The organism is Microbacterium sp. MPR-TSA4 (assembly GCF_058792815.1).
Genome location: NZ_JBXAFF010000003.1, coordinates 1 through 8,944, shown reverse-complemented (window position 1 = coordinate 8,944; position 8,944 = coordinate 1). Strand labels below are relative to the sequence as shown.

General features: G+C 72.5%; 9 protein-coding genes. 7 read left to right on the top strand and 2 right to left on the bottom strand.

Features of this window, described 5'->3' with window-relative positions:
* Positions 1-118 precede the first annotated feature (118 nt).
* A complete protein-coding gene (locus AC1Q49_RS02565) occupies positions 119-649 on the top strand; it encodes a DUF4395 family protein (RefSeq protein ID WP_060959082.1) in 531 nt (176 codons plus the stop codon).
* Between the two features lie 9 nt (positions 650-658).
* On the opposite strand, the gene AC1Q49_RS02560 is transcribed toward AC1Q49_RS02565, so the two are convergent.
* Positions 659-2,548, bottom strand: coding sequence for an alpha-amylase family protein (locus tag AC1Q49_RS02560; RefSeq protein ID WP_492490843.1), 1,890 nt, complete (start codon positions 2,546-2,548; stop codon positions 659-661).
* 47 nt (positions 2,549-2,595) lie between these two features.
* Between AC1Q49_RS02560 and AC1Q49_RS02555 the strand changes: the two genes are divergently transcribed.
* Positions 2,596-4,095, top strand: a complete 1,500-nt coding sequence (locus tag AC1Q49_RS02555; protein ID WP_492490842.1) for an L-serine ammonia-lyase, iron-sulfur-dependent, subunit alpha — start codon at positions 2,596-2,598, stop codon at positions 4,093-4,095.
* 86 nt (positions 4,096-4,181) lie between these two features.
* On the opposite strand, the gene AC1Q49_RS02550 is transcribed toward AC1Q49_RS02555, so the two are convergent.
* Positions 4,182-5,171 (bottom strand): putative endonuclease domain-containing protein, encoded by a 990-nt coding sequence (locus tag AC1Q49_RS02550; protein WP_492490841.1) that lies wholly within the window; start codon positions 5,169-5,171, stop codon positions 4,182-4,184.
* Positions 5,172-5,467: 296 nt separating this feature from the next.
* Here AC1Q49_RS02550 and AC1Q49_RS02545 point away from each other — a divergent pair, with 296 nt between their 5' ends.
* The 5 genes from AC1Q49_RS02545 (at position 5,468) to AC1Q49_RS02525 (ending at position 8,929) form a co-directional block, all read left to right on the top strand.
* Positions 5,468-5,923, top strand: coding sequence for an Hsp20/alpha crystallin family protein (locus tag AC1Q49_RS02545; protein WP_060959041.1), 456 nt, complete (start codon positions 5,468-5,470; stop codon positions 5,921-5,923).
* Positions 5,924-6,039: 116 nt separating this feature from the next.
* On the top strand, positions 6,040-7,077 hold the full coding sequence (locus AC1Q49_RS02540) for a DUF2804 domain-containing protein (RefSeq protein WP_492490840.1): 1,038 nt from the start codon (positions 6,040-6,042) through the stop codon (positions 7,075-7,077).
* Positions 7,078-7,117: 40 nt separating this feature from the next.
* A complete protein-coding gene (locus tag AC1Q49_RS02535; protein ID WP_060959043.1) occupies positions 7,118-7,414 on the top strand; it encodes a DUF4287 domain-containing protein in 297 nt (98 codons plus the stop codon).
* A 16-nt stretch (positions 7,415-7,430) separates the two neighbouring features.
* Positions 7,431-8,198: an ABC transporter ATP-binding protein gene (locus AC1Q49_RS02530; RefSeq protein ID WP_060959044.1), complete on the top strand. Its 768-nt coding sequence runs from the start codon at positions 7,431-7,433 to the stop codon at positions 8,196-8,198.
* A complete protein-coding gene (locus AC1Q49_RS02525) occupies positions 8,195-8,929 on the top strand; it encodes an ABC transporter permease (protein WP_492490839.1) in 735 nt (244 codons plus the stop codon). Before AC1Q49_RS02530 ends, AC1Q49_RS02525 begins: the two co-directional genes overlap by 4 nt.
* Positions 8,930-8,944: the final 15 nt, after the last annotated feature.

Below are 8,944 nucleotides of genomic sequence, written 5' to 3'. Positions count from 1 at the left end.
AACGCGGCGGCCGCCGCGATCGGCAGCGCCCACGCGACGCCGTCGATGACGACGCTCGTGCATGAAGAACTGTGACGGCGACGGCCCCGGACGCCGCCAACGCGCCTACCGTGTGAGGGTGACCACCTCCTCCGCCCCGTCCACCGCACGCCCCGCCGGCATCGATCCGCGCGGCCCGCGGTTCGCGGCATCCGTCACCGCCGCCCTGCTTCTGGTCGGCACCTTCCTCGCCCTCGTCGGCTCCTCCACGGCCACGACGGCGACGACGCCCGGGGAGCGCGTCACCGATCCGGCGTTCCTGCTCCTGCTGGTCGTCGACCTGCTGTTCGTGTGGGGCTTCGCGGCTCCCCGCACCGCGCCGTGGGGCGCGCTGTACCGGGTCGCGATCCGGCCGCGCCTGCGGCCGCCGGTCGACCTCGAAGACCCGCGTCCGCCGCGGTTCGCGCAGGTCGTCGGTTTCATCGTCGTGACGGTCGGGCTCGTGCTGCACGTCGCCGGCGTCGCGTGGGCGCTGCCGATCGCGGCGGCCGCCGCGTTCATCGCAGCCTTCCTCAACGCCGCCTTCGGCCTGTGCCTGGGCTGCCTGCTGTACCTCGCGCTGGCCCGCGCCGGTGTCTTCCGTCCGCGCGGAGGACTGCTCGGCGCGTGAGCTGACGCCTCAGACGGGGCGGACCCGCAGCCACACGAAGCCGTGGGGGCGGAGGGCGACGCCCTCGTCGAGGTCGACCTCGACGTCGTGCACCGGGTCGAACGCGGTCCGTTCGAAACCCGACAGGGTCAGCGGGTCGATGGTGACCTCGGCATCCCCCACGTTCGCCAGCACCAGCATGCGCGTCTCGGCGCCCGGCCGCTGGTAGCCGACGACGGCGGCGTGCGGGGTGTGGAAGGGGAGGAGGGCGTTGCCGGCGAGCTCCGGCGACTGCCGGCGCACGGAGATGAGCTTCGTGAGGCGGTGGAAGACGCGGCCGGCGGCCGTGGTGTCGTCGCCGCGGTGGGCGTACGCGTCGCGGGGACGGTTGCCGCGGTGCACCCACCGGGTGTCGCCGCGGCGCACCGGGTCGTCGGCGTAGGTGTAGTCGTTGAGCTGCGCGACCTCGTCGCCGAGATACAGCAGCGGGATGCCGCCGGTCGACAGCGCCAGGGCGTGGGCGAGGACGACCCGGTCCTCGCCGCCGGGATCGCCCGCCTCGACGCCCGCGAGTGACGCGGTGGTCCCGGTCACCCGGGCATCCCCCGTGGCGGGGTTCTCCTGGAAGGCGACGCCGCGCGCGAAGGTGCCCTCGTGGCGTCCGGTGTAGAAGCGGTTGAGGAACTGCCGGTGCGCGTAGCCGTCGATGCCGAGCTCCGCGGCATCCTCGTCGGCGAAGGTCCACCCGATGTCGTCGTGGCTGCGCACGTAGTTCACCCAGGCCGTGCCCGGCGCCAGGGCGTGGCGACGATCCAGCGCCTGCTGCAGCAGTCGTCCGTCGCGGGTGGCCAGCGCCTCCCACGTCAGCGCCATCTGCAGCGGGTTGTACGACAGCTCGCACTCGTCGGGCGAGATGTAGCTGACGACCTCGTCGGGGTGGACGATCGCCTCCGACTTGAACACCATGCCCGGAGCGGCCATCGCCAGCACCGCGTTGAACGCCTGCAGCAGCAGGTGCGCTTCGGGCAGCGACTCGCACGAGGTGCCGAGCCGCTTCCAGATGAAGGCGACGGCGTCCATGCGCAGCACCTCGACGCCCTGGTTCGCGAGGAAGAGCATCTCACCCGCCATCGCCCGGAAGACGGCGGGGTTCGCGTAGTTGAGGTCCCACTGGTAGTGGTAGAACGTCGACCAGATCCAGCGGCCGTCCTCCAGCGGTACGAACGAGCCGCGGTGGTCGTCGGGGAAGATCTCCCGCGTCGTGCGCTCGTACGCGTCGGGCATCTCGCGGTCGGGGAAGATCAGGTAGAAGTCGGCGTACTCGGGGTCGCCGGCGACGGCCTTGCGTGCCCACTCGTGCTCGTCGCTGGTGTGGTTGAAGATGAAGTCCAGCACGAGCGAGATGCCCGCCAGCCGCAGATCGGCCGCCAGCTCGGTGAGCTGCTGCATCGTGCCCAGGCTCGGGTTGACGCGCCGGTAGCTCGAGACCGCGTAGCCGCCGTCGTTATCGCCGTCGGGGGCGTCGAACAGCGGCATGAGGTGCAGATAGGTCAGTCCTAGCTCGCGGAAGTACGGGATCTGGTCGCGGATGCCGGCGAGGTTGCCGGCGTAGCGGTCGACGTAGCAGACGCCGCCCAGCATCCGCTCGGACTGGAACCACTCGGGGTCGGCCTCGCGCTGCGCGTCGCGCACCTTGAGATCGAGCGGGCGTGCGTTCCACGACGCGGATGCCGCGGCCACGGTCGCCGCGAGCTGCTCCTGGCCGTCGGCGCGATCGCCGTACAGGCGGGTGAAGAGCTCGTGCAGGCGGGGGAACTGGGCATCGACGCGGGAGAGGAACCCCTCGTCGACGCGTCCCGCGCCCTCGCAGGCCTCGAGCGCGGCGCGGAGGTCGACCTCCGGCCTCGTCAGTGCGGTCATGGTGCCCCCTCCGAGTTCTCAGCGTAACCGGCGCGTAGGCTCGGAGCGTGAGTGCGTACGTCTCGGCGTTCGAGTTGTTCTCCATCGGGGTGGGCCCCTCGAGCTCCCACACGGTGGGTCCGCTGCGCGCGGCCCGCGACTTCGCGCGCCGCGCGGCCGATCGCGCCGCCGCGACGGGAGCCGGGATCGTCCGGGTCGAGTGCGCGCTGTACGGCTCCCTCGGCGCCACCGGCATCGGTCACGGCACACCCGACGCCGTCGTGGCGGGGCTGCAGGGGCACGAGCCCGAGACGGTCGATCCGGCTCTCGTGCGCGGCGCGTGGTCGGGATGGACGGACGGGGCGGACCTGCTGCTCGACGGACGTCTCGCCGTCGCGTTCGCGCGCGCCGACATCGTGCTCGCGCCGCGCACGCGCCTTCCCGGTCACCCGAACGCGATGACGCTGGTCGCGCGGGATGCCGCGGGAGCGGCGGTGTGCGAGGACACCTATTACTCGATCGGCGGCGGGTTCATCCGCCGCGAGGGCGAGGAGGCGGCCGTGTCCGCGGCATCCTCGCCCCTGCCCTTCTCCACGGCGGCGCAGCTGCTGGACGTCTGCGACGAGTACGGTCTGACGATCGCGGAGGTCGCCCGACGCAACGAGGAGGCGCTGCAATCAGAGGAGGAGGTCGCCGCCGGCCTCGACGCGATCTGGGACGCGATGGCCGCGTGCGTCGACGCGGGGCTGCACGCCGAGGGCGTGCTCCCCGGCATGCTCAAGGTGAAGCGGCGCGCCGGAGCGATCCGGGCGCAGCTGGAGGAGGTCGCCGCGTCGGGGCGGGAGCTGCCCGGGGAATGGCTGGGCGCGTTCGCCCTCGCCGTCAACGAGGAGAACGCCGCGGGCGGACGGGTCGTGACGGCGCCGACCAACGGTGCGGCCGGCATCCTGCCCGCCGTCGCGATGTACTGGTGGCGCTTCCTCGCCGACTCGGGGATCGGCGCCGCGAACGCCGTCACCCCGTACGGGGAGCTGGTCGGCTCGGCGCTGCTCGGCCTGCACGGCGAGACCGATCCCGCGCCGGAGGCGGTCGCGGCCTCGGCCGAGGCGCTCGCCGAGGCGAACCGGCGCCGCGGCATCCGTCGGTTCCTGCTGACGGCGACGGCGCTGGGCTCGCTGTTCAAGGCGAACGCGTCGATCTCGGGTGCGGAGGGCGGATGCCAGGCCGAGGTCGGCTCGGCGTGCGCGATGGCGGCCGGCGGGCTGACGGCCGTGATGGGCGGGACGAACCGTCAGATCGAGAACGCCGCGGAGATCGCGATGGAGCATCATCTGGGCCTCACCTGCGACCCCGTCGGCGGGCTCGTCCAGATCCCCTGCATCGAGCGCAACGCCATCGCGGCCTCCACCGCCGTGACGGCGGCGCGTCTCGCGCTGCGCGGCGACGGCACCCACTACGTGCCGCTGGACGCCGTCGTCGAAACGATGCGCCAGACCGGCATCGACATGTCGACGAAGTACAAGGAGACGAGCGAGGGCGGTCTCGCCGTCAACGTCGTGGAGTGCTGAGCACCGGCTCGCAGCCGCGGTTCGGTTGGCGCTCGCGCCGCAAACCGCGCTGCCATTTCTGGCGAACGGGCCCACCGAGCGGCCGGTCACTCAGGCGCGGCGCGGCGCGCGAGGGCGGCGCGCACCAGTGCCGCGCCGCAGGACGGATCCTGACGGATGTGCGCGGAGGTCAGGCGTACGACGTCCCAGCCGAGGTTCGCGTAGTCGGCGTACTTCTGGAGGTCCCGCGCCCACTGGCGACGCGAGGTGCGGTGGTGATCACCCTCGATCTCGACGGCGACCTGGTGAGCCCGGAACGCGCCGTCGCTGATGCCGAGCAATCGCCCGTCCGAGGTGCGCACCTCGACGTCGAGCTCGGGCTCCGGCAGGCCGGTCCCGATGAGCGACAGTCGCCAGTCGGTCTCGAGCGGCGACATGCTGCCCGTGCGCAGCAGGGGGAGTGCTGCCCGGAGCTTCCCGATTCCCTGTCGGCGTCCTGCGGCGACGGCCGCATCCAGGTTCTCGGGCCTGGCGAGCTGGCGTTCGGGCACACGCCGCCCCCATCCGTCGCGGGGCACGCGGATGATCGCGTCGCCGATGACCACCAGATCGCGTGTCGAGTGCTCACGGGCGAGCATCGCCCAGGTGGAGCCGAGCGTCGCGACGGGAACTCCGGCCCGGACCGTGGAGTGGACGAGCATCGGCGCGACCTGCACGGCGGCGATGCCCGTCCGCCGGAGCGCACGGTGCGGCGCGGGCACGGCGACGTCGAGGTCGGCGGATGCCGCGGCATCCGCGTCGAGGAGGGGGAGTCCGTGGATCGCGAGCGCCGTCGTTCCGATGTAGAACGCGTGGGGCGGAAGCACCAGCACGTGCGCGCGGACGCGACGCAGGATGGCGCGCCGCGCGATCTCGTCCGGGGCGTCCTCGCCGAGCGTCGCCGCGTCGTCTGCCTCACGCCGGAGGCGGACACCGCGGAAGGGTGCGTCCAGGTCGCGCGCCGCGAGTCGTCCGCGGGAGACGCCCGCCGCCGCCGCATCGGCGGCGGTGAAGACCTGGGGCAGAGTCGACGGAAGCGGGCGTGGTGGGCGCGGCATCCCCTCAGCGTGGGCGCATTCGCTGCCGTCGCGCGCCGCGCCGCGAGGCCCCGTGGAGAACGTGCGCGGGTGCGCCGTCTGGGGAGGAGGAGGGCGCTGCCCGGCGAGTTCGCGCCGACGCCGGAAACGGTGGCGTGGTTTCCGGCTCGTGCGTCAACTGAGCCCGGGCAGGTCGGAGGGTTCGCTGTGCGTGAACCGTTGGCACTCTCCTGGGGTGAGTGCTAATCTGAAGCTAGTTGAGTCGACGAGGCTCAACTTTCAGAACTCACAGAGCCATACACGAACAGGAGAGAACAATGGCCACGTATGACCCGTTCCGTGACCTCGACCGCATCGCGTCGGGCCTCTTCGACACGCGCCGCGGACCGCGCCGGATGCCGATGGACCTCTACCGCGACGGCGACCACTACGTGCTGAGCGCCGACCTGCCGGGCATCGATCCGGGCTCGGTCGACATCGACGTGGACGGCCAGCTGCTGACGATCCGCGCCGAGCGCACCCTCACCGAGGGCGAGGGAGTGAAGTGGATCACGCGCGAGCGCGAGACCGCGAGCTTCCTGCGCCAGCTCAACCTCGGCCAGGGCATCGACACCGACGGCATCGCCGCGACCTACAGCAACGGCGTGCTCACCGTGACGATCCCCGTGAGCGAGAAGGCCAAGCCGCGCAAGGTCCAGGTCGTCGCCGACGGCGGCGCGCCCACGATCCAGGCCCACGCGTCGGCGCAGGAGCCGCAGCCCGTCGAGCCGTGACCGTCGGCGCCCTGCGCCACCGCCCGAACCGCCCCGCGTCCGCCTCGGACCGGGGCGGTTCGCGTCGACAGCGCTAGTGTCGAAGCACCCGACCCGGAACGTCAGCAAGGATGCCGATGCCCGACCTCCCCGCCGCGCACGAGCGCGAGCTCACCGCACCCGTCTCCCTCACGCGCCCCGACGGCCGGCTGAACCCGGCCGCGATCGGGTTCAGCCGGAGGCCCCTCGTCGACACCGACGGCATCGGCCGGGGGCGCGGCCGGTTCGTGCGGTCGTGGGGTCGCAACAAGCGGTGGGAGTACTGGAACGTCATCACGCCCACGCACATCGTGTCGCTGACCGTGTCGTCGCTCGACTACGCCGCGGTCCACGAAGTGTGGATCCGCGACCGTGCCACCGGACGCACGTGGTCCCGCAACGCCACCGTCCTGCCCTCGCGCGAGGTGTCGCTGCCCGGCTCGCTCGGCACGGGCATCACGATCGCCCGTCATCGCGACTTCGCGGCGACCATCGCGCCCGCCGAGCGCGGGCAGCTCTGGCGGCTGCACGCGGAGATCCCCGCCGCGTCGTTCGACATCACCGTGACCCGGCCGCCCGGCCATGACCTGCTCGCCGTCGTGGTGCCGTGGTCGTCCCGACGCTTCCAGTACACCGTGAAGGACGTCGCGCTGCCGGCATCCGGCACGCTCACCCTCGACGGGATCGATCACGACGTGCCGGCCGGATCGTGGGCGGTCCTGGATCACGGGCGGGGCCGCTGGCCGTACGACGTCGCGTGGAACTGGGGCGCCGGGTCGGGTCTGCTCGCCGACGGCCGGACGTTCGGCATCCAGGTGGGCGGGCGCTGGACCGATGGGACGGGGGCGACAGAGAACGGCGTGGTCGTCGACGGCGTGCTGCACAAGATCTCCGTCCCCGTCGCCTGGGACTACGACCTCGCCACGCCGCTGCGTCCGTGGCGGGTGCGCGGCGGCGGTCTCGACGCGGTGTTCGAGCCCGCGTTCGACAAGCGGTCGGCGACCAGCCTCGGGGTCGTCGCCTCGCGCACCGACCAGTGCTTCGGCCGGTGGTCGGGACGCGTCGCCGTGGAGGGCGGGGTCATCGACTTCGACGGCATCGAGGGCTTCGCCGAGGATGTCCGCAATCGCTGGTAGAGCTGAACACGAGGCGGAGGCACCGCCGGAAGGGAAACGGATGTCGTTTCAGGCATATCTCGACAACATCGAGGACAAGACCGGGCTCACCCCGCGCCAGTTCGTGGAGCAGGCGACGCAGAAGGGCTTCGGCCCCGGCACGAAGGCCGGGGAGATCGTCGCGTGGCTCGCCGACGAGTACGGCCTCGGCCGCGGGCATGCGATGGCTCTCGTGCACGTGATCACGAAGGGCCCGAAGATCGCGTCGACCCATGTGGGCACCGCGTCGACCCACAGCGATGCGAGCGACACGCTGTGGCTGGACGGCAAGGCCACGAACCCCGCGCGCGCCTCCTGAGGCGGATAATGCCCCCATGACGAGCATTCCCGAGGTGTCGTCCGCCCCGGCCGCAGCGTCCGCCCCGGCCGTGGTCGTCCGCGGCCTCGTGGTGCGGCGCGGACGCGACGCGGTGTTCGACGGGCTCGACCTCGACATCGCCGCGGGGCGGATCACGGGGCTGCTCGGGCCGAGCGGCAGCGGCAAGACGACGCTCATGCGTGCGATCGTCGGGGTGCAACGCCTCGCGGCGGGCACGGTGACGGTGCTCGGCGCGCCGGCCGGATCGCGGCCGCTGCGCCACCGCGTGGCGTATGACAGTCAGGGGGCGTCGGTCTACGACGATCTCACCGTCGCCCAGAACCTGGAGTACTTCGCGGCGGTCCTCGGTGCGACGCGCGGCGACGTCTCGCGCGTCCTCGACGACGTCGGGCTGCGGCCGCAGCAGCGCCGGCTGGTGGGCTCCCTTTCGGGAGGCCAGCGCGGACGCGTCTCGCTCGCGGTCGCGATGCTCGGCGCGCCCGACCTCCTCGTGCTCGATGAGCCGACCGTGGGCCTGGACCCGCTGCTGCGCGAGACGCTGTGGGGCATCTTCCGTTCCCTCGCGGATGCCGGTGCCACGCTGCTCGTGTCGAGCCACGTGATGGACGAGGCGTTGCGCTGCGACGAGATCGTGCTGCTGCGGGAGGGGCGGGTGCTGGCGCACTCCACGCCGGAGCGGTTCCTCGCGGCGACCGGGACCACCGATCCCGACGCGGCGTTCCTCGCGCTCGTGCGCGCGGCGGGCGACGGGGGGATGCCGTGAACGCGCGCCGTGTGGGCGCGACGACGGCGCGCGTCCTGCGCCAGCTGCGCCACGATCCCCGCTCGATCTTGCTCATGCTGGCCGCCCCGGCGCTGCTCGTGGGGCTGTTCGCCTGGATCTTCTCCGACCGAGAGGGGGTCTTCGCGCAGTTCGGCGGCGGCATCCTGGCGGTCTTCCCGTTCATCGTGATGTTCCTGGTCACCTCGATCACGACGCTGCGCGAGCGTCGCGGCGGCACGCTGGAACGGTTGATGACGACGCCGATCGCCAAAGCCGACGTCATCCTCGGCTACGCGCTCGCCTTCGGGCTCGTTGCGCTCCTGCAGGCCGTCGTCACGGTCGCCTTCGCCGTCGTGGTGTGCGGGCTGGAGGTGGACGGCGAGATCTGGCAGCTCGGCCTGGTCGCGGTGGTGGACGCCCTGATGGGGACGGCGTTCGGCCTGCTCGCCAGCGCGTTCGCGCGCACGGAGTTCCAGGCCGTGCAGTTCATGCCCGTGCTCGTCTTCCCGCAGCTGCTGCTGGGCGGCCTCTTCCTGCCGCGCGATCAGATGCCCGACGTGCTGCGCGCCGTCAGCGACGTGCTGCCGCTGAGCTACGCGATCGACGCCGTCGCCGCCGTGAGCGCGGGCGACGACGGATGGGACCTCTGGGCGCCGGTGCTCGTGGTCGCCGGGGTCGCGGTACTGTGCCTCGCGCTCGCCGCCCTCACCCTGCGGCGGCGCACCCCCTGAGCCGCCCCTGGCCCC